Raw genomic sequence first — 24,452 nt, 5'->3', positions numbered from 1 at the left:
CTGAACGCGATAGCGCGTGAAGGCCCCCTTCCCTCGGCTGAGCCGAGGGAAGGGGGCCTTCACGCGCTTCAGGGGACGTCGAGTTCGGTGTGCCGGGTGGCGAGCGTGCGGGCGAGCTCGGCGAGTTTGACGTTGAGGTCCTGCGACGTGCGGCGCAGCAGGTCGAAGGCTTCGTCGGCGGTCAGGCCGCGTCGTTGCATGAGGATGCCCTTCGCCTGGCCGATGACGTCGCGGGATTCGACGGCGCGCCGGAGGTGGCCCGCCTCCAGCTCCGCCCGGCTCACGGCGGCCGTGCCCGCCAGGGCGAGCGAGCCGTGGGTGGCCAGCAGCAGCGCGGTGTCCTGGGCCAAAGAGTCGAGAGCGCCGGGGCGACGGCTGTAGATGTTCAGTGCCCCGGGCAGCCTCGGTGGTTTCGCGTCGGGCACCAGGACGGTGGACAGGATCGCGGTGTAGCCGCGCCTCACGGCGGCCTCGGAGAAGTCCGGCCACCTCTTCTCCGCCGTCAGGTCCTCGCTGCGGATGTAACCAGGGCTCCCCTTGTCGGCCGCGTCGACGCAGGGGCCGTTCCCGGCGCGGTACTGCACCTCGTCGAGCTCCAGCGCCACCTCGCCGGTCGACACGGGGGTGTGGAAGGTCCCGTCCGGAGAGCGGAGGGTCACCGACACCAGATCCGCGCCCGGCACCACCCGGTACGCGGCGTCGATGACCTGTTCGAGGACCTGGGCCGGGGTCGACGCGGCCAGCAACAGGCGGGTGAGCTCGACGAACTGCTCGGACAGCGGGCCGGCGGACGCGTCACCGCCCGCGCCGAATTCGGCCTTGTCTCGCCGCCACAGTCGTTCGTCCGCCATCAGTGACCATTTCAGTAGGGTTCCGTGTCCCCGGGCGGATACCCCGTGACACCGATCCCCAATCAGGGTCCTTTGTGGACGGTTCTCAGGCGGTGACGCGGGCCCGGAGCAGGCAGAACACGTTGCCCTCCGGGTCCGCGAGCACCTGCCACGACTCTTCGCCCGTCTGGCCGACGTCGGCGGGCCGCGCTCCGGCGGCGAGCAGCCGCTCCAGCTCCGCGTCCTGATCGCGGTCGGTGGGGTTCACGTCGAGGTGGAGCGGGAGCTTGCCGGGTTTCGGGTCGTCGCTGCGGCTCAGGATCAGGGTGGGTTGCGGGCCGCCGAAGCCCGTCCCCGGCGGGCCGATCTCGATGTCGTCGCCCTCTTTGCCGATCTCGACGTAGCCGAGTACCTCGCACCAGAAGTCCGCCATCCGGACCGGGTCGGCGCAGTCGAGGACGAGTTCGGTGATACGGCAGGCCATGGGGCGAGGATAACCGGTTCAGCCGCCTTCGAGGTTTGCCCGGCCCCGCGCCCGGGTACTGCGGATGTAGAAGACGGGAACAGGGCCCCCCAGGCGGAGTGACGGGATACACCTCGATGAACGCGCTGTCCCTAAAAGAAAAGCGGCGGAGTGGCGACTACTCGCACTGCCGTCCCCTGTTCGAAGAGATGGCCGCCCTTCCCGTCGGCCATCCGGAGCATCGGCGGCTGCGCGAACACCTGATCCTGGAGCTCTTGCCGATCGCGGAGCACATCGCCGTCCGGTTCAGCGGGCGCGGCCAGCCGCGGGAGGACCTGATCCAGGTGGCCAGGGTCGGGCTGCTGAAGGCGGTGGACCGCTTCGATCCCGGACAGGGCGGCGATTTCCTGGCGTACGCGGTGCCCACGGTCATGGGCGAGGTACGGCGCTACTTCCGCGACGCCGGCTGGGCGGTGCACGTCCCGCGCGGGATGCAGGAGCTGCGCACCCGGCTCTCCCGGGCGACCACGGAACTGACCCAGCTCCTCGGCCGCGCGCCGACCCCGACCGAACTCGCCGGGCATCTGGACGTGGACGTCGAGACGGTCCGCGAAGGCCTGCTCGCCGCGAACAGCTACCAGACGTCGTCGCTGGACAAGCCGGTCAACGAGGGCTCGCTTCCGCTGTCCGACGTGGTGGGGGAGCTGGATTCCCGGTTCGAGCACATCGAAGACCGTCACACCGTGGTCCCGCTGCTGGAGCGGCTGCCGGAACGGGACCGGGCGATCATCGTGATGCGGTTCTTCGACGGCCTGACCCAGTCCCAGATCGCGGCGCGCCTGGGGATTTCCCAGATGCACGTCTCGCGTCTGCTCACGAAGATCCTGCAGGACCTGCGGGGCAGGCTCAACGCATAGCGAACAGCTCGCCCGAACCAGGCCGGACCGGTGGTGTGCCCAGCGCGCGGGAGGCGTCCCACAGGGTGACCGCCGTGGCCGTCAGGACGGGCTTGCCAAGAGCGGCTTCGAGGTCTTCGACCAGCGGTGTCGTGTGCAGGGCGGTTTCCGGGATCAGCAGCGCGTCCGCGTCGGCGTGGTCGGCGGCGGTCGCGAGCGCGGTGATGCGGTGACCGTCCCAGGCGGCGAGTGCCCGGTCCGAGGGCGCGTCGGCCGAAACCGAGTGAACGGTGGTGACACCCGCCTCGGCGAGGAAATCCGCGAAAGTCGCGGTCGTGTCGCGGTGATAGACCGAAGCGAGCGCGACCCGGCGGACGTCCAAGTGGGCGAGTGCGGTGAGGAAGGCCAGGGACGTACTGCTCGCGGGGACACCGAGGCGATCTTCGAGCACGCGGGCTTGTTCGCGCGCGCCGCCGAGCCCGCGAGTGAAGCTGCAGCTGGAGCAGGCCCAGCTGACGACGTCCGGCCGCGTGCCGAACCGCGCGGCGGCCGAAAGCCGGTCCGGTTCTCCGAGTTCCCGGACGGCTTCGTGCTTCCCGGCCTGGTCGAGGTCGTCGAGCCTGCCGACCTTCTCGCCCCAGGGGACGTAGGCGAAGTCCACAACGAGGCCGGGATCGAGTTTTCCCGCCAGCGCGAGGAAATCGTCCTCGCCGCAGTCCCGCGTCGGGTACAGCAGGCCGAGATGGAGTTCAGGTCGCATTCCCGCCGGGTACCCGGCGAGGCCGTGCTCACACCGAACAGGTGGTGTGAGCACACCGCGGAACGGGTATCAGGAGCCGTTCGCCAGTCCGCCGAGTGAGCCGGAGGCTTCCGATGCGCGTCAGGACCGATTCCCCGCCCTCAAGTGATGTTTTCGGCTTGGCGATGAAGGTGCTCGCCGCGCAAGGACTGGACGGGCAGGCCGCGCGTGCCGCCCTCGACACGATGGCGCGGGAGCGGGGTCTCACGGTCGAACGGTGCGCCGCGCTCGTCGTGGCGGCCGTCGACGGGCGAGTGAATTGAGAGAAAGGACCACGTCGTGGTGGACAGCCCCCAGCCCAACCCCGAGAAGGACCCGGAGGAATGGACCACCGGCGACGAGCCGATGACCGGACCGCAACGGTCGTACCTGCGGACGCTCGCGCAAGAGGCGGGCGAAGAGCCGCCAAGGGAGCTGACCAAGGCGGAAGCGTCCGAAAAGATCGAACAGCTTCAGCGCGAGACCGGGCGCGGTACGGACTGAGGTGGTGAGTGGCGGTCCGGGTTCCGGCGGATCGCCACTCACCACAGCTTTACTGGCAGGCTTCGCAGTCCGGGTCGTCGATGCGGCAGGCTGCACCGTCGGTGAGCGGGAAGTCGAAGTCGTCGAGCGCGGGGACGGCCAGCGTGGTCTCTTCCGGCGTGGCGGTGGCGGACATGTCACTCCCTAGGGGTACGGAACGGGTCTTATCTCTCTGTAGCCGCCGAAGATCGTCCGCCATTCCGTGACCCGCGCCACAACGGGTCAGACGGCCGCCAGCTCCTTGCCGGGCAGCAGCCCGTTGGGGATGTCGGTGACGCGCCAGGAGTCCACGGCCAGCTGGACGGTCTCGATGGGCGTGTCCAGGAACGGCGTCACGTACGGCACCTTCGCCACGAGCAGGTCGCGGGCGGCCTGGGCCCGCTCGCCGTCCAGGATCTCGGCGCGGACCATCGCCTGGAGGAACGGGTCGGCGGGCGAGCCGGTGGAGACGATGACCGAGGCCACCGGGTTGCGCCGGAGCGCGGCGAGCGTGCGGCCTCGTCGCTCCAATACGAGAACGAGGGTGAAGAGGTCGGACTCGGCGAAGAAGACGCCGTTCACCCAGGGGCCGGACTCGCCGGAGGTGGCGAGGTACAGCGACTGGTGGGCGGCCAGTGTGGTCCGCGCGAGGGCGGAGACATCGGTCGTGGACATGGCGGAAACTAGAACCCGGTCGGCCCGCTACCTCAACTCCGACAATCCCATCGGGCGATTTTGGCTACTTAGTGGCGAAATCCGCCGCCTGGAACAGCGCCTCCGCCTTGTCCACCGCCCTGGCGAGGACGTCGGGATCCGCCCCCAGACCGGAGACGATCGCGTCGACCTCGCGCAAGCCCGCCCGCCGCAGCAGCCGCTTCTCGTTGGTGACCCACTCGCCGCGCGCCGCCAGTACCGCGTGCGCGGTCTCCATGGCGGCGGTGGCCAGCGCCCCCGCGACCTCCGTGGCCTGCCCGTGCGGGACGAAGGCGCCACGGGTGTACCGCAAGGTCAGCTCCGCGCGGCCCCGCCACATCGGCGGAGCCGTTTCCCGCAAGGCTTCCGGGTACTCCGGTCGCGGCAGATCGCCGCGCAGCACCCGGTTGACGGCGAGCTCGGCGACCGGCAGGTAGCTCGGGACACCCGCGAGGTGGAACATCAACGGCTCCCAGTGGAACCGGCCTTCCCGCGCCTCGGCGAGGTGGTGTTCGACGGCGTCGAGATCGCGGTAGTGGACGTCGACCTGCTTGCCGTCGATCGTGAGCCAGGCACCGCCGTTGAACACGCCGCCGCCCCAGGCGCCGAGGTCGGAGACCTCGCCGTCCCAGCCGACGGCACGCAGTTCCGCCGGATCGAAGCCGCCGCGGTAGTAGACGGCGAAATCCCAGTCGCTGCCGGGACCATGGGTGTTCTGGGCGCGTGATCCGCCGAGGGTGACGGCGTGCACGGCGGGCAGCGCGGCCAGGTTGTCGGCCACGTGGGCAAGGAAAGTCTCGTCGTTCATCGCGCGAACGATCTTAGGGGCGTTCCTGGACGGCCGCGACGGCTTTTGAACGCGCGGGAGCCCGGGCGCGGCCTTACCCTCGGAAGATGACCACGATCCCAGGACGACTCCGTGCGCCACTCGCGTTCCTCCCGTTCCTGGCCGCGGTCGCGGTCGTCGCGGTCGTGGGCGGACTCGCCGCGGCCGACGCCCGCTCCGTCTACTCCGGACTCGTGCTTCCGCCGTTCGCGCCACCTGCCTGGCTGTTCGGTCCGGTGTGGACGGTGCTGTACATCGGGATCGCTTTCTCCGGCTGGTTGTACTGGAAATCCGGTGGCGAACGCCGTGCGCTGGCCTGGTACGTGGCGCAATTGGTGCTGAACGCCGCTTGGACGCCGTTGTTCTTCGCGGCCGGCGCCTACGAGCTCGCCTTGGCCGACATCGTCCTGCTCGACATCGCCGTCGTCGTCACCGCGCTGTACTTCCGCCGGTCTTCCCGGGTTTCGGCCGCCTTGCTCCTGCCGTATCTCGCTTGGTCGTTGTACGCCACCGCGCTCACCGTCGCGATCGTCGTGCTCAACTGATCCCGATCGGCAGTGTGGCGGCCACTCCCTTGGCGTGCCTGCCGTCGAGCCGGTCCAGGGTGAGCCCGCCCCGGCGGGCGGCGAGTTCCAGGTCCCGCACGGCGTGGTCCACCGCGTGAGCGCCCGCGGCGGCGACCCGGATCGCCGCGCTCACCCGGGCTTCGGGCTCTCCCGCGCTCCGGCGCGCGGTCACGGCGAGGGTCACCGCGGCCCGAGGAGCGGCGGCGAGCAGACGGCGCGGCAGCTCCGCCGCGACCGCCGGTGACAGCGTGTCCCAGCCGTCGAGCCGAAAGGTCGCCTGGCAGATCGGGCCGCTGTGCCAGAACCGCCAGTCCTCCCGGATGTGCGCCCTGCCCGCCGTGACGTGCGCCAGCGAGGCGAGCGTGCCGAGGACCTCGTTCTCGGCGAGCGCCCGCACCGGCAGCCCGTCGCGACGGAGCCGCCGCCGCACACGCCGGACCGTGTTCCCGAGTGCCTGCCGCACATCGGCGTCGCGGTGGACGTCGACCGTGCGCAGCGCCTGCAGCGCGACCCAGCCCCGTGGCGGCCGCGAGCGGTCCGCGCCGACGTGGTGGATGACCTGTGCGGCGACGTCCAGGTCCTGTTCCCGTGAAGGCGGCAGCACCGTCAGCGGCGACGGCATCGGCTGCTCGCGTACGGCCGATTTCGGTTGCAGCACAGCGGTGATCCCGTCGATCCGGCTGACCATGAACACCGTCTCGCCGCCGATCTCGCCGGTGGTCCCCTCCGCTTCCGGCGACAGCAAGCGCAACAGCGCGTGGCCCGCCTCGCCCGCGTTCCGGAGATCCCGGTCGCGGTCGCGCACCAGATATCCCGACGCCGAACCGAGCCACGCGTAGAGCCAGCGACCGCGAAACCGCACGGCCGTCAGCGCGACGACCACCACGGCGGCGGTGATCACCGCCGCCACCAGCGGCCAGGGCCGCCCCGCCACCAGGACGAGCGCGACGAGGACGAGCTGCCAGCAGAGGATCTGCGGCACCGCGATCCCACCGAACCGGCCGGTGCGCCGTGCCTGGACGGGCGCCACGGGATGCGGCGGCGTCCCTTGAACCGGTGCGGGGACAGGTGCCTGCGCCTGCCACCGCGGCTGGGGTCCGGCCTGACGAGCGGCGTTCAGCGCGTTCAGCGCGGCTTCACGCGCGGCCGCCCGGGCCTCCGGCGCGGCGTAGGCGAAAGGGTCGGGCATGGCCGCGGGCCGCGCTACGGCCGGTGCCGCCCGGGGAAGCGGCGGGGGCGGCGCTGGGTACTGCCCGCCGGTCCTGGCCGCGCCGAACTCGGTCATCGTCCTGCCTCCTCCGTGTCCGCCCCAGCGTGTCCGGCGAACATGAGGTTTCGATGACACCGGCGGCGAGACAGGCTGTTTCATCGAAATTTCATGGTGGCTCTCTAGCTTGATCGCGTGAACACCGATGAGCGGGACACGAAGCGCTTCGGCGTCGTGGCCAGGACACGGCTGGCCGTCGCGCTGGTGGTCGCGGGCTGCCTGGCGCTGGTCGGCCTCGCGGTGACCGGGCAGGCGGCGACGACCCCGCAACGGCTGGAGTTCGTCCAGGTCGGCCACTGGGTCTACAACGACGCCGCCCAGTCCGCCTTCCACATCGACGGCTCGACGAGCCGCGTCGACGCGCGTGCGGACGTCCCCGGCGCGGCGAGCGGCAGCCAGGTCGCGCAGGGGGACGATTCGGGTTACGTGGTCGAGCGGAACCGCATCACGGAGTTCGACAAGTCGACGCTGAGCGTGGAGGAGTCCACGCCGCCGCCCGCGCCGGAGACGCCGTTCGTGATGGAGATCGCGGGCGGCCCGTACCTGGTCTACCGCAACGCCGGCCAGATCGTGCGGCTCGGTGACCCCGCCGCGACAGTGCCCGCAGGGGGGCCGCTGTCCCGGCCGGTCGCGACCGGCGACGGCACGGTGTGGGCACACCGCGTCGACAGCGGCTCGATCTGCGAGCTGCCCAAGGGCGCCGCCGTCCTGACCTGCGTCGCGCAGCTCCCGCCCGGACACGGCGGCGGGCTCACACTGGTCGGCGACCGCCCGGTCGTGCTCGACATGACCGGCGACAGCCTCCACCGGGTCGGCCCGGACGGGCTCGGCGAAGCCCTGCCCCTCGGTATCAAACTCTCGCCGTCGGCACAGGTGGCCAACAGCGCGGTCGGCGACCGGCTGGCCATCGCCGATCCGGAGCGCAACCAGCTCCACCTCATCGACATCAGCGGCCTCGACCAGGACCGCCCGGCCGCGAAGCCGATTTCGGTCGAGCTGACCAAGGGCAGCCGGTTCAACGGCCCGCTCTCCTCCTCGAACGTCGTCGCCATGGTCGACGAAACCCGCGGCGAGGTGCTGACCTACGACGCCGACGGCAAGCTCAAGTCCACCGCGAAGGTGCCGAGCCAGGGGGCCGCCGCACCGAGGCTGGCCAAGGGTGAGGACAACCGGATCTACGTCGACAGCTCCGACGGCTCGCATGTGCTGGTCGTCAACGGGGACGACGGCACGGTGGTCGACGTCGACGTCGACAAGGCGGCCAACACCCAGACCGCGGGCGCGCCGTCGGCCGATCCGGAACCGTCCGGCGAGCGGCCCGCGCCGCCGCGGAATCCCGAGCAGCGGCAGGTGCCGCCGAGCACGCAGAAGGCGCTCCCGCCGGTGGCGCGGGCGACTCCGCCCGGCGCGCCGAGGAAGCTGAGCGCGACCGCCGGGGACGGCTCCGCCAAGGTCTCGTGGAGCCCGGCCGCGGACAACGGCGCGCGGATCACCGGCTACCGGGTGAGCTGGCCCGGTGGTTCCACCAAGGTCGGCGGGTCGTCCCGGGGGACCACGATCTCCGGGCTGACGAACGGGAAGCCGTACGTGATCACCGTGGTCGCGGAGAACTCGGCGGGACTCGGAGCAGGGGTCAGCGCGAAGGCGGTCGTACCGGGACCCGCGAACCGCCCCGCCGGGGCACCGGTCGTCACCGCGAAGGCCGGTGGTGACGGGAAGGTGTCGGTGAGCTGGACCCAGCCCGACCTCCGCGGCGGGACGCTGGTGCACTACCTGGTGAGCCTGACGGGCAAGGGCCAGCGCACGCTTTCGGCCACCTCCACGGAATTCACCGGTGTCACCGGTTCCGCGACCGTCACGGTCCGCGCGGTCACGAAATTCGATTCGGGATCCACGCTCACCGGGGCCACCGGCAGCCGGAAGGTCACCGTGCCGGTGGCGTCGGGGCCGCCGACGATCACCATCACCCAGGTGCGGGGCACCGACAGCACCCTGTTCGTTTCCGTGAAGGCGGACGGGAAGGGCGCCCCCGCGACCTGTCAGGCGGAGTTCTTCGCCAAAGGCAAACCGACGGCCTGTTCCGGAGCGACGACCCTGACCATCGGCAGCGTCGCCTGGATCGGCTCCATCACGATCACCGCCACCATCACCACCTCCGCGGGCACCGCCACCGACACCTGGCGGGGGGTGCCCACGGTGTCGGCGGGCATGCCCGTCTGGCTCGGCCCGCTGGCTCTGGTGGGACTGCGCCGACGGAAGGAAGAAGAGGAACAGCTGTGACGCTCACTCCCAGGGTCGCCTACGAGCAGATCGCGGAGAACGTGCAATCGGTGGTGCGCGGCAAACCGGAGGTCGTCCGGCTCACCGTGGCGGCACTGTTCGCCGAAGGGCATCTGCTGATGGAGGACGTGCCCGGCGTCGGGAAGACGACGATCGCGCGCTGCGTCGCCGCCAGCATCGGCGGCCGGTGGAGCCGGATCCAGTTCACCCCCGACCTGCTGCCCGGCGACATCACCGGCGTGATGGTCTACCACCAGAACGCCGAACGCTTCCAGTTCCACCCCGGCGGGATCTTCGCCAACGTGGTGCTGGCGGACGAGATCAACCGGGGCACGCCGAAGACGCAGGCCGCGCTGCTGGAGGTGATGGCCGAACGCCGGGTCACCGTCGATTCGGTCGGCCAGGCCGTGCCGCGGCCGTTCCTCGTGGTGGCCACGCAGAACCCGATCGAACTGGAGGGCACCTACCGGCTGCCCGAAGCGCAGCTGGACCGGTTCCTCATGCGTATTTCGGTCGGTTACCCGGATCTGGAATCCGAGATGCGGGTGGTGATGGGGGACTGCGCCGGGGTGACGCCGGACGAACTGAAGCCGGTGCTGAGCATCGCCGACGTCCAGTCGGTCATCGACGAGGTCCGGAAATCCAACCTGGCGCCCGAGATCGTCAACTACGCGGTCCGGCTGGCCGCGGCGAGCCGTTCGCATCCGGACGTCCGCTACGGCGCGAGCCCGCGCGGCAGCATCGCGCTGATCCGGGCCGCACAGGGGCTCGCCGCCACTTTCGGCCGCGACTTCGTCACCCCCGACGACGTCAAGGACGTCGCGCATCCGGTACTCGACCACCGGCTCGTGCTGACGCCCGACGCGGAACTCAACCAGCGGCGGACCGCCGACATCGTCGACGAACTCCTGGGCGCGACGGCCGCTCCCATGGCCGCGATGGGGAGGTAGGCCGTGCGGCTCACCCGCCGCGGCGTCATCGTGCTCGCCTTCGCCGCCGGGTTCTACGCCCTCGGCGAGCTGGCGGGATACACGTTTTTCCGTGCCTTCGCGGGGATCGCGGCGGGCGCGGTGCTGATCGCCCTGGCCACCACCAGGTTCCGGCCGAAGGTGGAGATCGGCCGGACCGTCCAGCCGGACCGCGTCGAACGCGGGAAGCCCGCGCTGGCCACGCTTGTCGTGCGCAACGCCGACGTCCGGCGGCACGGCGGGTTCACCGCGGCGGACGGGATCGGGACCGAAACACACAGCCTGCGCGTTCGCCCGCTCGCCCCTGGAGCGGAAGCGACGTACCACTACGAACTGCCGACGACGGCCCGCGGGAAACTGCGGGTCGGCCCGCTCGTCGTGCACCGGCCGGACCTGTTCGATCTCGCCCGCGGCGACCAGACCGTCGGCGGCACCGCTTGGCTGTGGGTGCATCCGCGACGGCACTCGGTGCGCGCGGCGCAGGCGGGGCATCCGCGCCACCACCACGAGGGCCCGATCACCGATCCGCCGTTGCGTGGTTCCGCGGATCTGCGCGCGGTGCGGGAGTACGTCGTCGGCGACGAGGTCCGGCATCTGCACTGGAAGGCGACCGCCCGGACCGGCCGGCTCATGGTGCGCGAGTACGCCGACCCGGCCCAGCCTCGGTTCACCGCCGTGCTCGACACCCGGCCCGCGGCGATGAGCCCGGCCGTTTTCGAAGAAGCCGTCGAGGTGGCGGCGTCCCTGTTCTACGCGTCGGCGTCGGCGGGACAGCACTGCCGCCTGATCACCTCCGCGGGCGCCGACGTGCTGACCGACAGCGGGGTTCGCGCGGCGAGGACGCTGCTGGACGAACTCGCGCTCGTCGCGCAGGACGCGCCGGACGACGCGCCGCTGCTGCCTTCGGCCCTGGCCGCCGCCCACCGCCCCGGCGGGGTCCTGGTGCTGATCACCGGCCCGGACGCCGACCTCGGTCACGCCGCCCGCTGGCGGCCCGACACGGTCGTCCGCCTCGGTGACCTCAGGCCGTCGGCGGGCTCCGGCGGCGTGATCGTCGCGGTCGACGCCGCCGGTGCCGCGGCGCAGTGGAATTCCTTGGTGGCGAAGGCATGAGCGCGGGATTCGACCGGATCGCGGTCGCCGGGCTGCTCGGCGCGACCGGCGTCGCCGGACTGCTGTTCACCCCGGTGTTCGGCTGGGGGCCGCTGCTGATCCCGGTGCTCGTGGTCGTCCTGGTCGGCTACGGCTGCGTCGAGCTGACCGCGAAGTTCCCGAAGCTGGTTCCCTACCGGCCTTTGCTCGTCGCGCTGCTCGGTCTGCTGGGGCTGATCGAGACGGTGCTGACCTCGACCACGCTCGCCTTCCTGCCGACGCTCGCTTCCCTGCGGGGAGTGGCGCGTGGCTTCACCGAAGGCTGGCAGCTCACCCTGCAGTCCACCTGGCCCGCGCGGCCGGTTCCCGACCAGCTCCTGTTCGTCCCGCTGGCGGTGCTGCTCGCCGTCGTGCTCGGGCTGGAACTGCTGCTGCGCCTGAAGAAGCCGCTCGTGGCACTGGTGCCGAGCCTGCTCGTCGCCGGGCTCGCGCAGGCGTACCAGGCGTTGACGGGTGCCGGTGCGGTGGCGGCGGCGCTCGGGTACACGGTGCCCGCGGGGCTCCTGCTGTGGTCGGGCCGTCGCGCCCGGTCGGTGACCAGGGCACCCGGCGGGCCGCGCTTCACCTGGCGGGTCACGGGATCGGCGGTCTGGCCCGCGCTGTCCACTGTGGTCGCGCTCGTCGCCGGATCGGTGGCGCTCGCCGGGCTCGACCCGGTCGGCCGCGATCCCTTGACACTCAAGGACACCCAAGCCGCGCCACCACCGAGGAGCAGGCTCGGCAATCCGCTGGACGACATCGCCCAGCGGCTCTCCCGGCCGGGCGAGGAGGTCTTCCGCTACCAGGCCGACGTCCCGGTCGACCAGTGGCGCCTGATCGTGCTGAACGGTTTCGACGGATCGAACTGGCTGGCCGATTCCCGGCTCCAGCGGTTCGGCGCGGGCATCGACGGCACTCCCGGCGGTACCCGCGGGACCGCGGAACTGAAGGTGCGCGGACTCACCGGGCCGTGGCTGCCGAGTCACCAGGACCTGACCGATGTGGACGGTGTGACGCCGCTGGTGGACCAGTCCGCGGGCACCCTCCTGGCGGAAACGCCGTCGCTCGCACGGGACTACCGGCTCAGCTGGTCTTCACCCGAGGTCGATCTCGGCCCGGGGGAGGTCGACGCGCGGGCGCCGGGCGGGCTCGGCGGACTCGGCGCGGTGCCGCCCGAGATCGAGCAGCTGGCCAAGGACGCCGTACGCGGTCTGCGTCCGACGTTCCAGTCCGCGCTGCAGCTGGAACGCTTCCTCAGCACGAACTATCTGCTCGCGGCGGGCTCGGACGAGCTGCCGACCGGGCACGGCTGGCCGCAGCTGCGGCACTTCCTGCTGGAGAGCAAACGGGGGACGAGCGAACAGTTCGCCGCCGCGTACGTCGTCTTGGCGCGGATGAGCGGCATCCCGGCGCGGCTCGTCGTCGGGTTCCGCGGTTCGGCCGAGACCGACGGCGGGATGCGCGTCGTCCGCAACCGCGATGTCCTGGCTTGGCCTGAAGTCGCGGTCGCCGGCGCGGGCTGGGTGCCGCTCGACCCGACCGCCGCGGCAGGCAAGTCGGGGCACGATCAGGCCGCGTCCGGCAAGGCCGTCGCCCGGGCGCGGGCACAGCTGCCCGCCGAACAGGAGCTGCGGCCGCCGCAGCTGCCGCCGGGAACGCCGTCGGACGCCGCCGAGGACCAGAGCGCCGAAGCGGGCGCGGGCTGGTGGTGGGTCTCGTTGGCCGCCGCGATCGTCCTTTTCGGACTCTTGTGGCTTCTCGGCGTCCCGGTGGCGAAGGTCGTCCGTGCCCGTCGGCGGCGTCGCCGGACCGGTGCGGAAGGGGTGCTCGGCGCCTGGGACGAGATCCGCGACCGGTTGCGCGCGCACGGTGTGCCGTTCCGGATCGGGATGACCCCGCGCGATCTCGCCGAGTCCGCGGGATCGCTGGCCGGGGAGGGGATCCGCGAGCCCGTCGCCAGGCTGGCCAAGGTGCTGGACGTGACCCTGTGGTCCGGGGTGCCGGTGGGCGACGGCGCAGTCCGGCGGGCGTGGCAGGAAGTCGGCGAGCTGCGGCGGGGGCTGGCCACCCGACCGTTCGCGGCTCGGGTGCTGGCGGCACTCGAGCCGCGGACCCTGGTCCCGATCAAGGGGAGGGGCGGGAAAGGCGGCTGAAGGGCGACCCAAGTACATGAAGGCCCCCTTCCTTGCGGTAGGCGCAAGGAAGGGGGCCTTCATGTACTTCAGGCGGCAAGCGGGCTCACGCGTTGCAGCGCGCGCCGCGGATCGCGACCGGTTCGGTCGTGTAGATGTGGCGGCCGTCGGTCGCCCGGAGCTGGAAGCAGTACCGCCGCGCCGGATCGATCGGGACGTCCAGGCTGCGCTGCCGGTGCGCGACGAGCTGTTTCGGTTCGAGCCGCTCGCCCGCCATGATCACGACGAAGTCCAGTTCGCCTTCCGCTGTCCAGGTCAGCTGCACGTGATCGCTCTGATCCAGGGGCGGGGCGAGGGCCAGTTTGACGTCCGGGGCGGGCGCGGAAACCGGTGAGGGCGGCGGGATCGCGGCCGCCACGGGGACGGCCTGACCGTCGATCTTCGCCGGACCGAGGAAAAGCGGCGCCACGGCCAGCCCGGCGACGAGCACTCCGGCGCCCGCCAAGGCGATGGGCCGCAACGGAATCCCGCGCCGGGTCTTGAGCGGGCCGCTGAATTCGCGGATCAGGGTGCGGCCGCCCGTGGGCGGCGCCTGCACCACCTGGACCGGCGCCGGGGCCGCGTGGACCGGCCGGGCGGGAACGGCGGGGCGAGGAACTTCGGCGAAGTCGTCGAACTCGACCTCGGTGTCGTCCTCTTCGCTGGGGGTGTCGGCGGATTCGGAACCGGCGATCTCGCCGCCGGGCAGGCGCAGCTTCGTGAACAGCCGGGCCAGCGACGCGACGTCCTGCGGCCGGTCGGCCGGTTCCTTGGCCAGCAACCGGAGGATCGTCGCGGAAAGCTCGTTCGGGACGGCCGGATCCCGGATCGGCGCGACCGGTTCCCGCAGCACCTGGAGGATCCGCTCGCCGGGCTGCTGCCCGGTGTGCCGGGGAAAGGGCGGTGTCCCGGTCAGCGCGGCGTAGAGCACCGCGCCGAGTCCATAAAGGTCGGACGCGGGGGAAAGCGTGTCGTCGCGCAGGGTCTCCGGCGCGGTGTACTCGACCGAGTACATCGGATCGCGCGGGAATCGCCGCCGCAGAGCCACGCCGAAGTCGGCGAGCACGAACTCGCCGGACGCGCGGTACAGCACGTTGTGCGGGCTCACCCCGCCGTGCACGACGCCGGCCCCGTGCGCCGCGGCGAGCGCGGAGGCGACGGCGGCGCCGAGGGCGAGGACGTCGGGAACACCCAGCCGCGCACCGGAATCCAGCAGGTTCGCGAGGGAACCCGGGCACAGCTCGCGGCGGAATCCGGAGCGGCCGTCGGGGTGGGAGAGCACCTCGTCGATCTGCAGGACCGACCTCGTCGACCGCACCGCGGCCAGTGCCTTCCGTTCGCGTTCGACCGACGCCGCCGTTTCGCGATCGAAGGAGCCGGGGAACATCTTGACCGCGAAGTCGTTGCCGGTAGCGGGATCCCAGCCCGCGTACACGGTGGCGACGGGGCCCTGGGCGAGCAACCTCGGTCCGCCGGTGGTCTCGATGTCCATGACCCCATTGTCGCGCAAGAAGGCCGGATCCGTCGTGCTTTCCCGGCGGCAGGTTCCTGCCGTGACGGCCCGGCGGACCGGCGGGCGGCGGACTCTTTCCCCATGCAGACCGCCGGCCTCGTCAGGGTCACCATCAGCACTCCGCACCGGCGCATCGACATGGCGCTGCCGGAACACGCGTCCGTCGCCGAAATCCTCCCCGGACTGCTCGCGCGGGCGGGCGAAGGCATGGCCGACGACGGTGTCGCCGGTGGCGGCTGGCAGTTGCGCCGCGCCGACGGGAGCACCTTCGATCCGGACCGGACGCTGGGCGCGCACCGGGTCCGGGACGGGGAGATCCTCCATCTGACGCCGCGCCGCGCCGAATGGCCGGAGCCCGAGTACGACGACCTCGTGGACGCGATCGCCACCGGTTCCGGCCGCACCGGGAAGGCCTGGGGGCCGCGGCACACGCGGTGGGCCGGGCTGGCCGCCGGCGCGGTGGCGATGTCGTTCGGCCTGCTCGCGGTGCTGCGCGCCGGTCCGCCGTGGACGTCACCGGCGGCCTGGGCACTGGCGGTCTCCGCGCTGCTGCTCACCGCGGGTGTCCTGCTCGCGCGGGCGCTGCGTGACGCCGGGGCGGGGGCGGTGGTCGCCGCCGTCGCGCTTCCGTTCGCCTTCACCGGCGGCGGTCTGCTGCTGGCGGGCGACGACCCGATCGGCGAGCTGTCCGCCGGGCATCTGCTGCTGGGGAGCGCGGCGCTGCTGCTCGCGGCCGTCGTCGGCCATCTCGGGGTGACCGCCGCGCCGGAACTGTTCGCCGGGGCGGCCACCGTCGGCCTGCTCGGGGTGCTCGGCGGCTGGCTGGCCACCTTCGACGACCTGGCCGGCTACCGGTCGGCGGCGGTGATCGGCGGCGGCGTGCTCGCGCTCTCGACCACGTTCGCGCCGCTGGCGCTGCGGCTCGGCCGGGTGCCGATGCCGGTGCTGCCGCGGTCGACCGCGGACCTCGTCCGCGACGATCCCCAGCCGCCGCTCGACCTCGTGCACGCCGCGGTGGCCAGAGCGGACTCGCTGCTCACCGGCATGCTCGGCGGCGCGGCGATCGTCGTCATGTACTGCCAGCTGCAGCTGATCCGCAGCGACAGCGAGGCCGCCGTCGTCCTCGTCGCCCTGCTCGCGGCCGGTTTCCTGATGCGGGCGAGGTTGTACCCGATCCTGCGGCAGCGGTCGCTGCTGCTGGTGACCGGGATCTTCGGCGCCGGATGTCTGCTCGCGGGTCCGCTCATGACGGATCGCTCGCTGCTGCTCGTGCTGGCCGGGCCGCTGGCGCTGGCGGTGGCCGCTGGTGTGATCGCCTCCGGTGTCGTGCTGAGCACTCGCGCCGCGAACCCGTATCTCGGCCGGATCGCCGAGTACTTCGAGATCCTGGTGATGATCGCCGTCGTCCCGGTGGCGTGTTCGGTGCTGGGCCTGTACGGCTACGTCCGCGGGCTGGGGGGCTGAAACCATGGCGTCCAAACGAGATCAGCTGCAGGCGTACCAGTTCCTGGTGCAGCGCGCGATTTCCGCGCTCGTGACCAGGGAGACCGACCCGGAGCAGCCGCCGTTCCGCCGCCCGTCCGGCGCCACCTTCGCCGGGATCGCGGTGGCGATCGTGGCGCTGGCGTGCGTCGGGGTCTACGGGATGATCGTGCCCGGCGGGAACAACGCCTGGCGCAAGAACGCCGCCGTCATCGTGGAGAAGGAGAGCGGCACCCGCTACGTCTACCTGGACGAGCGGCTGCATCCGGTGGCGAACTACGCGTCCGCGCTGCTGCTGCTCGGCGAACACGGCACCACGGAACGGGTTTCGCGCGATTCGCTCGCCGGAGTCCCGCGCGGGCCCAGGATCGGTATCGCCGACGCGCCGGACGGCTTGCCCGGCCCCGAAAAACTGCTCACCGGGGCGTGGTCGCTGTGCTCCGCGCCCGCGAGCGACCTGGCGGGCAGCCGGATCGAGGAATCGGTCCTGCTGGCGGGCGCCTCGCCGTCCGGCGGCGCGGAACTGGGGGACCAGGCGCTGCTGGTGGAGTCGACGTCGACCGGCGAACGGTTCGTCGTCTGGCGCGGGCACCGGCACCGGATCGACGACTACGGCGCCGTCGGCACCGGTCTGGCGTTCACCGCCGAGCCGTGGGCGCGGGTCGGCCGGGCGTGGCTCGACGTCCTCCCGGAAGGCGCGCCGATCGGCCCGCTCCCGGTGGCGGCGGCGGGCGAGGTGTCCACCGCGGTGCCGGGCCGGACCGACATCCGGAACGGGATGCTGCTGATGGTGCAGACCTCCGGCGGCGGGCAGCAGCACTACCTCGCCGAACGGGACGCGCTGCGGCCGATCACCGAACTGCAGTACGACGTCCAGCGCGCGAGCGCCCAGATGATGGCCGCCTATCCCGGTACCGAACCCAAGACGGTGCCGCTGCCGCCTTCGCTGGCGACCATGTCGCGGCAGCTGGCCCCGGTCCAGACCGAAGCGGGCACGGCACCGGCCACGCGTCCGGCCATCGCGCGCTTGCGCGATCAGGACGCCACCGTGTGCGCGTCCTTCGGCGACGGTTCCGCGGCCCCGGTGCTCACCGTCGATCCCACGCTGCCCGCCGCGGATCCGATGTCCACCACCGCTCGCCGGACCGCGGGCGGGACCCCGCTCGCGGACCGTGTCCACGTGCCGCCGGGCAGCGCGATCCTCGTCGAGGCGATGCCTTCGGCGCAGGCGCCCGCCGGGACCTTGACCGTCGTGACCGACATGGGGCGCCGTTATCCGCTGGCTTCCTCCGACGTCCTGAAGATGCTCGGGTACCCGGCCGCGCGTCCGGTGCGGCTGCCCGCCGGCCTGGTCGCGCGCCTGCCCGAAGGCCCGAGCCTCGACCCGGCCGCCGCGCGTCGCCAGACCCTGGGCGGCTGAGAAGTCCAGGCTCGGGCACCCCGCGTGTGTCAGGAAAGGGTCGTTCAGGACGGAAAACGTCCTGAACGACCCTTTCCTGACATCCCGAGACCCGCTCAGGAGCCGCTGACGGGAAGCCTCAGTTCGAAGATCGCGCCGCCCTCGTCGGCGTTGTACACCGCGAGCGTGCCGCCGTGCGACTGGGCGACCCAGCGCACGATCGACAGCCCGAGCCCGGAAGAGCCGCCGGTGCTGGCGAACCGGTCGAAGGCGTCGTCCGCCATCGCGGCGTCGATGCCGGGGCCGTGGTCCGCGACGGTCACGGTGCCGCCGGCGACGGTGAGGTGCACGAACGCCTTCGCGCCCGGCTGACGGCCGTAGCGCACGGCGTTGTCGAGAAGGTTGCCGATCGCGCGCTGCAGCAGGGCGGGATCGGCATCGACCTTCGTCGGCGCCGCGGTGACGGTGATCTCCGCGCTGTCGGTCGTGGTGTCCTCGACGACGCCCACCACCAGCTGATCGAGCCAGATCGGCTGGATGCTCAGCTGTTCCACCCCCGCGGCGAGCCGGGCGCGGACGAGCAGGTCGTCGATGATCCCGCCCATTCTCGACGCCAGCCGCACCGTGCGAGGCAGCAGTTCCGCCGACTGCGCCGGATGGGCCATCGCTGTTTCGGCGAGCGCGCGCAGGGCGGCCACCGGGGTGCGGAGATCGTGCGCGGTCTCGGCGAGCAGGACTTCCTGCTGCTGCAAGGCCGCGGCCGCGGGACGGATCGAGCGGCCGGACAGCAGGTGTCCCGCGAAGCCCAGTACCGCGACCAGCAGCACGGTGCCGCCGAGCACCAGCAGGGTGAACCGCGTGTGCGCCGAGTCCTCGGCGTCGGTGGACTGCACCGCGACGACGGCCGCGAACGCCTTCCCGTCCTTGTCGCGCAACGGTTCGGCGCGGACCTTGACCACCGTGCCGTCGGTGCCCCTTTGATGGCCTTGCACCAATTTGCCCCCTCGCACCGCTTCGGTCGCGAGAGTGTTCAGCAGCTGTGGGTTCATCGGGACGCAGGCCGCCCGCGAAAGGTGCGCCTGGAACGCCGGCGCGCCACCGGGCAGGATCGCGAACTGCGGGCAACGGTCGTTCAGGACGTCGGTGTTGACCAGCCCGAAGTCCACGGTGCCGTCGAACGAGACCAGTCTGCTGACCGACGACGTGACCTGGCTCAGCGCGGCGTCGATCCGTTCCTCGCCCTGGTCGCCGTCCTCGGCGATGAGCAGCCACGCGAAGAGGACCAGCCCGAGCGTGTTCATCACGGTGAACAACGCGGTCAGCGTCCAGCGCAGCCTGCGCAGCCGGTCGGCCGAGGAGCGCGCGTTCACCGGGCGCCCAGCCGGTAGCCGAGACCGCGGACGGCGTGGATCAGTTCGGGCTCTTTCAGCTTGCGGCGCAACCGTTTCACCACCACGTCGACCACATTGGACATCGGATCGGCCTGCGCGTCCCAGCAGTGCTCGATCAGATCGGCGCGTTGCACCGGCAGGCCCGCCTTGGCGAGCAGGTACTCGAGCACGGCGTACTCCTTGTTGGTCAAGGTGAGCAGCACGCCCGCCCGGCGCACTTCCCGCCGGGCGCAGTCCATCACCAGGTCTTCGTGCTGCAGCACCGAGGGCCGGTCGAACGCGGAACGGTGGCACAGGTTGGCCACCCGCTCGGTCAGCTCGGCCATCACGAACGGCTTCACGAGATAGTCGTCGCCGCCGTGCTCGAACCCGGCCACCCGGTCGGCGAGCGCGTCGCGGGCGGTGAGGAACAGCACCGGCGCCCGCCAGCCGAGCTGCCGTCGCATGTGGACGTACTCGATCGCGTCGCCGTCGGGCAGCATGCGGTCGAACACCACGCAGTCGTGGTGCGCCGAGCGCAGCAGCCGGTCGGCGGCCGCGATGTCACCCGCGCCGTCGACGGCGAAGCCCGCCGAACGCAGCTGCGTGACCAGCGCCAGCCGAAGATTCTCGTCGTCTTCGACGACCATCACCCGTGTCATCAAAACCTCATGTTCGGACAGCGAAAGTAGACGCATGCAGTTGCACCGGCCCGCCGCGACGGCCGCGCCGCCCCTGAACGCTAACGCGTCGGGCGCCCAGGCCCGTCCGGACGGCGGGAACTGGCATGAACAGGACGTCGTCGGCGGGACCGCGCCGGGGAAGAGGGAGGTACCTGCGATGACCACGCAGACCGGCCAGCTCAGCCTGGTCAAGGGAGTGGGTCCGGCCCGTGACCGGGCGGGGCTCGGCGAGCTGCTCGCGGAAGCGACCGGTGAGGTGCTCGTCATGAGCACCGGGACGGACTCCGTGTTCCAGCGGATCGCGCTCGCGAACGTCCGCCCCGGAGTGCGTCACAAGGTGCTGTTCCCCGATTCCGCGCGGATGTCCGGTGCGCTCAACCGGATGTCGCGTGCCGGGGCGGAGGTGCGGACCGACGCCGAGGTCCCGATGGACGCGCTGGTGATCGACCGGACCTCCGTCGTGCTGCCCGCCGAGGGACGGCAGACCGGTTCCGCGGTGTTCCGGTTGCCCGGGGTGGTCACCGCGACGGTCGGCCTGTTCGAGCGGATCTGGCAGGCCGCCGCCCCGCTCGTGCCCCTGGACCTCGCGGAGCCCGAGGACGCTTCGATCCTGACCTGCCGCGAACAGGAACTCCTGACCCTGCTCTTCTCCGGCACGACCGACGAATCCGCCGCCGCGCGGCTCGGCGTCTCGGTGCGCACGGTGCGCCGGATGGTCGCCGACATCATGAACCGGCTCGGTGCCCGCAGCCGGTTCCAGGCCGGGGCGAAGGCCGTCGACCGCGGCTGGCTGATGGCCAAGGCGGGCTGATGACGACTTCGATCCCCGGCCGTGCCCTGCTCGTCGCGAGGCGGCCCGGTGCCTATCCCACCATCGGCGAGGCACTGGCGGAGGCGACCGACGGCGCCGTCGTCACCATCGAGGCCGGTGAGTACGCGGAGACCGTCGAACTGACCGGGCTGCGGGTGACCTTGGCCGCGGCGAAGGACGCCGACGTGGTCATCGACGGCCGCGGCGCCGAGCGCCCGGTGTTCCGCGCGTCCGGCGGCGCGGTCGTCCTGACCGGGATCGAGCTGCTGGCCGACACGTCGTCCGCCGTCGTGGCCGACGACACCGAACTGACCATGGACCGCTGCACCGTTTCCGGCGGCCGGGGGCCGGGGATCGCCGTCCGCGGTGCCGCGGCCTTCACCTTGACCGGCTGCGTGATCTCGGCCGCGGAACAGGGGATCGTCGTCGACGGCGCGCCCGGCAGGATCGAGGACACGACCGTCGAAGACGTCTCCGGCGACGGGATCACCATCGGGTTTGGCGCCGCCCCGGTCGTCCGCGACTGCACCGTGACCGGCTGCGGACTGCGCGGTTTCTATGTCTACCAATACGCGCGGCCCACCATCGAAGGCTGCGCGATCTCGCGCACCGGCCACGAGGGCATCGCCGTGGCGCACCACAGCACCCCGGTGATCGAGCGGTGCGCGGTCAGCGACGTCCGGGGCACCGGGATCGCGTTCGGGGCGGGCTGCGGCGGTTCGGTCACCGCGTGCCGGGTCGAGAACACCGCCGTACCGGGGATCGCGATCGCCGAGAGCGCGACGGCGACCGTCACCGCAGCCGCTCCGGCCGGTCCCGGCGCGTCCGGGGACTTCGCACTCGACGAGATGCTGGCCGAACTCGACGCCATGATCGGCCTTCCCGGGGTGAAGGAGGAGGTGCGCGCGCTCGTCGACGAGTTGCAGGTCAACGAATGGCGCCGCCGCGCCGGGCTGCCGATCGGCGTCGCCGCGCACCACCTGGTCTTCGCGGGCGCGCCCGGTACCGGGAAGACGACGGTCGCGCGGATCTACGGGAAACTGCTGAAGGCACTGGGAATCCTTCCACGCGGCCAGTTCCTCGAGGTCTCCCGCCGGGATCTCGTCGGGCAGTACATCGGCCACACGGCGGAGAAGACCGCGACCGTGTTCGAGGAAGCCAAGGGCGGCGTCCTGTTCATCGACGAGGCGTACACGCTTTCGCGGCTCGCCGGATCCGGTGGCGACTTCGGCCAGGAGGCGATCGACACGCTGGTCCCGTTGATGGAGGAACACCGGAACGAGGTGGCGGTGATCGTGGCCGGGTACACCGGCGAGATGGTCGACTTCCTCGCGGCCAACCACGGTCTCGCGTCCCGCTTCGGCAAGACGATCGAGTTCGAGGACTACAGCCCCGGCGAACTGCTCTCCATTTTCGGCCGGATGGCCGCGGCGGGGGACTACGAGCTGGACCCCGGCGCGGAGCCCGTCCTCGTCGACTACTTCCGGCGGATCTCGGGCGACGTCAACTTCGGCAACGCGCGGGACGCGCGGCGGCTGTTCGAAGGGGCGCGCAAGGCCCAGTCGCAGCGGTTGCGGCTGCTGGGCCGGATGCCGAGCGTCGAAGAACTGCGCGGGTTGCACGCGGCCGACGTGGAGATCGCCGCGGGACGCTAACGTGAAGGCGTGCGGGTGCTGGTGACCGAAGACGACGAGAACTTGCGGGTGGCGCTCGAATTCGCCCTGCGCGGGGACGGGTTCGCGGTGGACACCGCCGCCGACCTGCCCGCCGCGGACGAGGCGCTGATGGTGAACGCCTACGACTGCGCGGTGTTCGACCGCATGCTGCCTTCGGGGGACGCGCTGGCGTACGTGCGCAACCGGCGCGGCGCCGGATGGCCGATGCCCGTGCTGTTCCTCACCGCGCGGGACAGCGTCGCCGACCGGATCGACGGCTTGCGCGTCGGCGGCGGCGACTACCTGGTCAAACCGTTCGCGATGCCCGAACTCGTGGCCAGGGTGCGGAGTCTGTGCCGTCGCGACATGGCGGGACAGGCGGTGGTGCTGCGCTGCGCGGATCTCGAACTCGACACCGGCAGGCACCAGATCTCGCGGGCGGGCGTGCTGCTCACCGTCACGCGCAAGGAGTATCTCGTCATGGAGCGGCTGCTGGCCGCGACCGGGCGGCCGGTCTCCCGGCGGGAGCTGATCCGGTACGCGTGGGACGAGATGGCGGATCCGGCGTCGAACGTGCTCGACGTCGTGATCGCGCGGCTGCGGCGGAAGCTCAAGGACCCGCCCCTGATCCACACGGTGCGCGGGTCGGGGTACCGGCTGGCGCCGCTCTGACAGGTTCCGGTCAGCGAGCGGAACGGGTGCCGGATCGGACGTCTAATGACTTCCGTGACCTTCGACATCATCGGCCTGTGCGCGGAACCGCCGGATCTGGGTGCCGCCGTCGGCGCGGTTTTGCCGCTGTGCGGTGGGCTGACCGCGTCCACCGTGGAGGGACGTCCGCTGGTGCAGGTGTTCCACCGCGACGGACGGTTGGTGCTGAGCATCGAGGAGGCCCGGCTGGTGCGGGTCCCCGGCGAGGTCCGGCGGCTGCTCGGTGCCGGCGACGAGGTCGACGTGCCCGATCCGGTGTGGTGGGTGGAGAGCCGCGCCCTCGAGGAGGACCCGGAGGCGGAGACCGTCGCCAGGGCGTTCACCGACGCGCTGCTGGCAGGCACCGGAGGACTGTCGTGGTCGAGCAGGTGACCGGGCATCCCGCCGCGGACTGGGCCACCGCGGAGGCCCTGATCGTCGAACAGTCCCGCGCCCTGGTCCCCGCTTCGACCTGGCTGATCGACGCGGCCCGGTCCGCTGTGCGGAGCGGGCGAGTGCTCCAGCTGCTCACCCCGGCGGACAGCGGGATCACCTACCCGATGGAGCTGCTGCTCCGGGATTCCGCGGCCGAGTGGGTCGTGCAGGAGGAAGCCGACCGCTATCGCGACGGCATCCGCGGCTTCGAGATGCGCTGGAACGGGACCAGGTTCGCCCGCGTTCCGGACCTGCCCGCGGCGGCCCCGTTCGACCCGGAGATCGACTCGGGTGACTTCGAGGTGCGGATCACCACCGTGCATCCGGCCGCGGAACCGCTCCGGCTCGGCTCGGCCGCCGAAGCCGCGCTGCGGTCCCTCACCGGCGACGCGCCTTTCGGCTGGGGGGACGCCGAACCCGCGACCCTGCCGTGGTCGGTGGACGAGATCACGGCGCGCTGCCGGGACGAACGCGCCCAGGTGGTCGTGGTCGGGCGCGGGGTGACCGGGCAACTGCGGGTGTCGCGCACGGACGAAGGGACGATCGAGGAAACCAGGCTCAGCGGGCCCCGTGCCGGGACACTGCGGCCGGACGCCGTCACGGCCTTGGCCGAGCGGGTCTCCGGCGGCGCGCGGCTGATGCTCGCCGCGGTGCATCCCGGCAGGCGGGGCGGTGTCCGCTCGAATCGGCCGACCCGGCCCGCCCTGCCCTATGGACTCCTTGTCGGGCAAGAGATCGTCGCGCAGCGCGGGGTTGCCCACGCCGAGCGGGCGCCGGCCGCGCGGGTCGAGATGCTCGGGTCCGCCGCCTGGTGCGTGCTGGACGGCGGGCGGCGGCCCCCGTACGAGCAGCTCGCCGACCTCGTCCGCCACTTCGGCCTGCCCGCCGACACCTAATCGCCACCCACCCTCACCTACTTAAGCGCGTGAAGGCCCCCTTCCCCTTGGGTTCTAGCGGTGGTTGCAACACCTGAGTTGTTCAGGGGTTGTGTGTTGTTCGAGATCCGCAGGGACAGGTCGCCTC

The 24,452-nt window shown here is 71.9% G+C and carries 25 protein-coding genes; 15 read left to right on the top strand and 10 right to left on the bottom strand.

The annotated features are described in order from the left end of the window. Window positions 1-68 precede the first annotated feature (68 nt). Together IE302_RS13150 and IE302_RS13145 are read right to left on the bottom strand one after the other, a co-directional pair. Window positions 69-851, bottom strand: a complete 783-nt coding sequence (locus tag IE302_RS13150; protein ID WP_191254812.1) for a GAF and ANTAR domain-containing protein — start codon at window positions 849-851, stop codon at window positions 69-71. Window positions 852-936: 85 nt separating this feature from the next. Further along, window positions 937-1,314 (bottom strand): VOC family protein, encoded by a 378-nt coding sequence (locus IE302_RS13145; RefSeq protein WP_191254811.1) that lies wholly within the window; start codon window positions 1,312-1,314, stop codon window positions 937-939. Between the two features lie 116 nt (window positions 1,315-1,430). Between IE302_RS13145 and IE302_RS13140 the strand changes: the two genes are divergently transcribed. Then, a complete protein-coding gene (locus IE302_RS13140; RefSeq protein WP_191254810.1) occupies window positions 1,431-2,210 on the top strand; it encodes a SigB/SigF/SigG family RNA polymerase sigma factor in 780 nt (259 codons plus the stop codon). Here the strand turns inward: IE302_RS13140 and IE302_RS13135 are convergent. Further along, on the bottom strand, window positions 2,200-2,949 hold the full coding sequence (locus IE302_RS13135; protein WP_191254809.1) for a maleate cis-trans isomerase family protein: 750 nt from the start codon (window positions 2,947-2,949) through the stop codon (window positions 2,200-2,202). The genes IE302_RS13140 and IE302_RS13135 overlap by 11 nt on opposite strands. A gap of 158 nt (window positions 2,950-3,107) precedes the next feature. Here IE302_RS13135 and IE302_RS13130 point away from each other — a divergent pair, with 158 nt between their 5' ends. Together IE302_RS13130 and IE302_RS13125 are read left to right on the top strand one after the other, a co-directional pair. Then, window positions 3,108-3,251, top strand: a complete 144-nt coding sequence (locus tag IE302_RS13130) for a hypothetical protein (RefSeq protein WP_308436864.1) — start codon at window positions 3,108-3,110, stop codon at window positions 3,249-3,251. 19 nt (window positions 3,252-3,270) lie between these two features. Next, the gene (locus IE302_RS13125; protein WP_373308003.1) at window positions 3,271-3,471 is read left to right on the top strand and encodes a DUF3072 domain-containing protein; all 201 of its coding nucleotides are present in this window, start codon (window positions 3,271-3,273) and stop codon (window positions 3,469-3,471) included. Window positions 3,472-3,520: 49 nt separating this feature from the next. Here IE302_RS13125 and IE302_RS43075 read toward each other — a convergent pair whose 3' ends face one another. The 3 genes from IE302_RS43075 to IE302_RS13115 form a co-directional block, all read right to left on the bottom strand. Further along, window positions 3,521-3,646, bottom strand: a complete 126-nt coding sequence (locus IE302_RS43075) for a hypothetical protein (RefSeq protein WP_005159680.1) — start codon at window positions 3,644-3,646, stop codon at window positions 3,521-3,523. An 86-nt stretch (window positions 3,647-3,732) separates the two neighbouring features. Further along, on the bottom strand, window positions 3,733-4,164 hold the full coding sequence (locus IE302_RS13120) for a pyridoxamine 5'-phosphate oxidase family protein (protein ID WP_191254806.1): 432 nt from the start codon (window positions 4,162-4,164) through the stop codon (window positions 3,733-3,735). Between the two features lie 64 nt (window positions 4,165-4,228). Next, the gene (locus tag IE302_RS13115) at window positions 4,229-4,990 is read right to left on the bottom strand and encodes a nucleotidyltransferase domain-containing protein (protein ID WP_191254805.1); all 762 of its coding nucleotides are present in this window, start codon (window positions 4,988-4,990) and stop codon (window positions 4,229-4,231) included. A gap of 86 nt (window positions 4,991-5,076) precedes the next feature. On the opposite strand from IE302_RS13115, the gene IE302_RS13110 reads away from it, so the two are divergent. Further along, complete coding sequence (locus IE302_RS13110; RefSeq protein ID WP_191254804.1) at window positions 5,077-5,553, top strand: TspO/MBR family protein; 477 nt, start codon at window positions 5,077-5,079, stop codon at window positions 5,551-5,553. Here the strand turns inward: IE302_RS13110 and IE302_RS13105 are convergent. Continuing rightward, window positions 5,546-6,859, bottom strand: coding sequence for a type VII secretion protein EccE (locus IE302_RS13105; RefSeq protein WP_229907752.1), 1,314 nt, complete (start codon window positions 6,857-6,859; stop codon window positions 5,546-5,548). The two genes, IE302_RS13110 and IE302_RS13105, sit on opposite strands and share 8 nt — an antisense overlap. A 117-nt stretch (window positions 6,860-6,976) precedes the next feature. On the opposite strand from IE302_RS13105, the gene IE302_RS13100 reads away from it, so the two are divergent. The 4 genes from IE302_RS13100 to IE302_RS13085 are packed head-to-tail and all read left to right on the top strand — an operon-like array spanning window position 6,977 to window position 13,373. Continuing rightward, on the top strand, window positions 6,977-9,121 hold the full coding sequence (locus IE302_RS13100; RefSeq protein WP_191254803.1) for a fibronectin type III domain-containing protein: 2,145 nt from the start codon (window positions 6,977-6,979) through the stop codon (window positions 9,119-9,121). Further along, window positions 9,118-10,071 carry an AAA family ATPase gene (locus IE302_RS13095; RefSeq protein WP_005158230.1) on the top strand — a complete coding sequence of 318 codons (954 nt, stop codon included), beginning with the start codon at window positions 9,118-9,120 and terminating at the stop codon, window positions 10,069-10,071. The genes IE302_RS13100 and IE302_RS13095 overlap by 4 nt, the downstream gene beginning before the upstream one ends. Before the next feature lie 3 nt (window positions 10,072-10,074). Further along, on the top strand, window positions 10,075-11,202 hold the full coding sequence (locus IE302_RS13090; RefSeq protein WP_191254802.1) for a DUF58 domain-containing protein: 1,128 nt from the start codon (window positions 10,075-10,077) through the stop codon (window positions 11,200-11,202). Further along, a complete protein-coding gene (locus IE302_RS13085; RefSeq protein ID WP_191254801.1) occupies window positions 11,199-13,373 on the top strand; it encodes a transglutaminase TgpA family protein in 2,175 nt (724 codons plus the stop codon). The genes IE302_RS13090 and IE302_RS13085 overlap by 4 nt, the downstream gene beginning before the upstream one ends. An 85-nt stretch (window positions 13,374-13,458) precedes the next feature. On the opposite strand, the gene IE302_RS13080 is transcribed toward IE302_RS13085, so the two are convergent. Continuing rightward, on the bottom strand, window positions 13,459-14,883 hold the full coding sequence (locus IE302_RS13080; protein WP_191254800.1) for a serine/threonine protein kinase: 1,425 nt from the start codon (window positions 14,881-14,883) through the stop codon (window positions 13,459-13,461). A gap of 102 nt (window positions 14,884-14,985) precedes the next feature. On the opposite strand from IE302_RS13080, the gene eccD reads away from it, so the two are divergent. Both eccD and eccB read left to right on the top strand, forming a co-directional pair. Then, complete coding sequence (gene eccD / locus IE302_RS13075) at window positions 14,986-16,368, top strand: type VII secretion integral membrane protein EccD (protein ID WP_191254799.1); 1,383 nt, start codon at window positions 14,986-14,988, stop codon at window positions 16,366-16,368. A 4-nt stretch (window positions 16,369-16,372) separates the two neighbouring features. Then, the gene (gene eccB, locus IE302_RS13070; RefSeq protein ID WP_191254798.1) at window positions 16,373-17,806 is read left to right on the top strand and encodes a type VII secretion protein EccB; all 1,434 of its coding nucleotides are present in this window, start codon (window positions 16,373-16,375) and stop codon (window positions 17,804-17,806) included. Window positions 17,807-17,901: 95 nt separating this feature from the next. Here the strand turns inward: eccB and IE302_RS13065 are convergent, their stop codons facing one another. Next, window positions 17,902-19,155: a sensor histidine kinase gene (locus IE302_RS13065; RefSeq protein ID WP_191254797.1), complete on the bottom strand. Its 1,254-nt coding sequence runs from the start codon at window positions 19,153-19,155 to the stop codon at window positions 17,902-17,904. Then, the gene (locus IE302_RS13060; RefSeq protein ID WP_191254796.1) at window positions 19,152-19,817 is read right to left on the bottom strand and encodes a response regulator transcription factor; all 666 of its coding nucleotides are present in this window, start codon (window positions 19,815-19,817) and stop codon (window positions 19,152-19,154) included. Before IE302_RS13060 ends, IE302_RS13065 begins: the two co-directional genes overlap by 4 nt. Before the next feature lie 178 nt (window positions 19,818-19,995). Here IE302_RS13060 and IE302_RS13055 point away from each other — a divergent pair, with 178 nt between their 5' ends. Genes IE302_RS13055 through IE302_RS13035 form a run of 5 tightly spaced genes read left to right on the top strand, consistent with a single transcriptional unit; the run spans window position 19,996 to window position 24,325 of the window. After that, window positions 19,996-20,649, top strand: a complete 654-nt coding sequence (locus IE302_RS13055; protein WP_191254795.1) for a helix-turn-helix transcriptional regulator — start codon at window positions 19,996-19,998, stop codon at window positions 20,647-20,649. Next, window positions 20,649-22,304, top strand: a complete 1,656-nt coding sequence (locus IE302_RS13050; protein WP_191254794.1) for a right-handed parallel beta-helix repeat-containing protein — start codon at window positions 20,649-20,651, stop codon at window positions 22,302-22,304. The genes IE302_RS13055 and IE302_RS13050 overlap by 1 nt, the downstream gene beginning before the upstream one ends. Window positions 22,305-22,313: 9 nt before the next feature. Further along, complete coding sequence (locus tag IE302_RS13045; protein ID WP_191254793.1) at window positions 22,314-22,976, top strand: winged helix-turn-helix domain-containing protein; 663 nt, start codon at window positions 22,314-22,316, stop codon at window positions 22,974-22,976. 54 nt (window positions 22,977-23,030) lie between these two features. After that, window positions 23,031-23,387: a hypothetical protein gene (locus IE302_RS13040; RefSeq protein WP_191254792.1), complete on the top strand. Its 357-nt coding sequence runs from the start codon at window positions 23,031-23,033 to the stop codon at window positions 23,385-23,387. Further along, window positions 23,372-24,325 (top strand): DUF6177 family protein, encoded by a 954-nt coding sequence (locus IE302_RS13035; RefSeq protein WP_191254791.1) that lies wholly within the window; start codon window positions 23,372-23,374, stop codon window positions 24,323-24,325. Before IE302_RS13040 ends, IE302_RS13035 begins: the two co-directional genes overlap by 16 nt. The last annotated feature ends 127 nt before the right edge of the window (window positions 24,326-24,452 follow it).

Source organism: Amycolatopsis oliviviridis (assembly GCF_014654365.1).
GTDB lineage: Bacteria > Actinomycetota > Actinomycetes > Mycobacteriales > Pseudonocardiaceae > Amycolatopsis > Amycolatopsis oliviviridis.
Note: the sequence above shows the minus strand (reverse complement) of the source record. Positions and strands in the feature narration are given on the sequence as shown.

Excerpts from the sequence above, each read along its gene's own strand:
- IE302_RS13150 (WP_191254812.1), bottom strand. The coding sequence starts at position 851 with ATGGCGGACGAACGACTGTGGCGGCGAGACAAGGCCGAATTCGGCGCG.
- IE302_RS13145 (WP_191254811.1), bottom strand. The coding sequence starts at position 1,314 with ATGGCCTGCCGTATCACCGAACTCGTCCTCGACTGCGCCGACCCGGTC.
- IE302_RS13140 (WP_191254810.1), top strand. The coding sequence starts at position 1,431 with ATGAACGCGCTGTCCCTAAAAGAAAAGCGGCGGAGTGGCGACTACTCG.
- IE302_RS13135 (WP_191254809.1), bottom strand. The coding sequence starts at position 2,949 with ATGCGACCTGAACTCCATCTCGGCCTGCTGTACCCGACGCGGGACTGC.
- IE302_RS43075 (WP_005159680.1), bottom strand. The coding sequence starts at position 3,646 with ATGTCCGCCACCGCCACGCCGGAAGAGACCACGCTGGCCGTCCCCGCG.
- IE302_RS13120 (WP_191254806.1), bottom strand. The coding sequence starts at position 4,164 with ATGTCCACGACCGATGTCTCCGCCCTCGCGCGGACCACACTGGCCGCC.
- IE302_RS13115 (WP_191254805.1), bottom strand. The coding sequence starts at position 4,990 with ATGAACGACGAGACTTTCCTTGCCCACGTGGCCGACAACCTGGCCGCG.
- IE302_RS13110 (WP_191254804.1), top strand. The coding sequence starts at position 5,077 with ATGACCACGATCCCAGGACGACTCCGTGCGCCACTCGCGTTCCTCCCG.
- IE302_RS13105 (WP_229907752.1), bottom strand. The coding sequence starts at position 6,859 with ATGACCGAGTTCGGCGCGGCCAGGACCGGCGGGCAGTACCCAGCGCCG.
- IE302_RS13085 (WP_191254801.1), top strand. The coding sequence starts at position 11,199 with ATGAGCGCGGGATTCGACCGGATCGCGGTCGCCGGGCTGCTCGGCGCG.
- IE302_RS13080 (WP_191254800.1), bottom strand. The coding sequence starts at position 14,883 with ATGGACATCGAGACCACCGGCGGACCGAGGTTGCTCGCCCAGGGCCCC.
- eccD (WP_191254799.1), top strand. The coding sequence starts at position 14,986 with ATGCAGACCGCCGGCCTCGTCAGGGTCACCATCAGCACTCCGCACCGG.
- eccB (WP_191254798.1), top strand. The coding sequence starts at position 16,373 with ATGGCGTCCAAACGAGATCAGCTGCAGGCGTACCAGTTCCTGGTGCAG.
- IE302_RS13060 (WP_191254796.1), bottom strand. The coding sequence starts at position 19,817 with ATGACACGGGTGATGGTCGTCGAAGACGACGAGAATCTTCGGCTGGCG.
- IE302_RS13055 (WP_191254795.1), top strand. The coding sequence starts at position 19,996 with ATGACCACGCAGACCGGCCAGCTCAGCCTGGTCAAGGGAGTGGGTCCG.
- IE302_RS13050 (WP_191254794.1), top strand. The coding sequence starts at position 20,649 with ATGACGACTTCGATCCCCGGCCGTGCCCTGCTCGTCGCGAGGCGGCCC.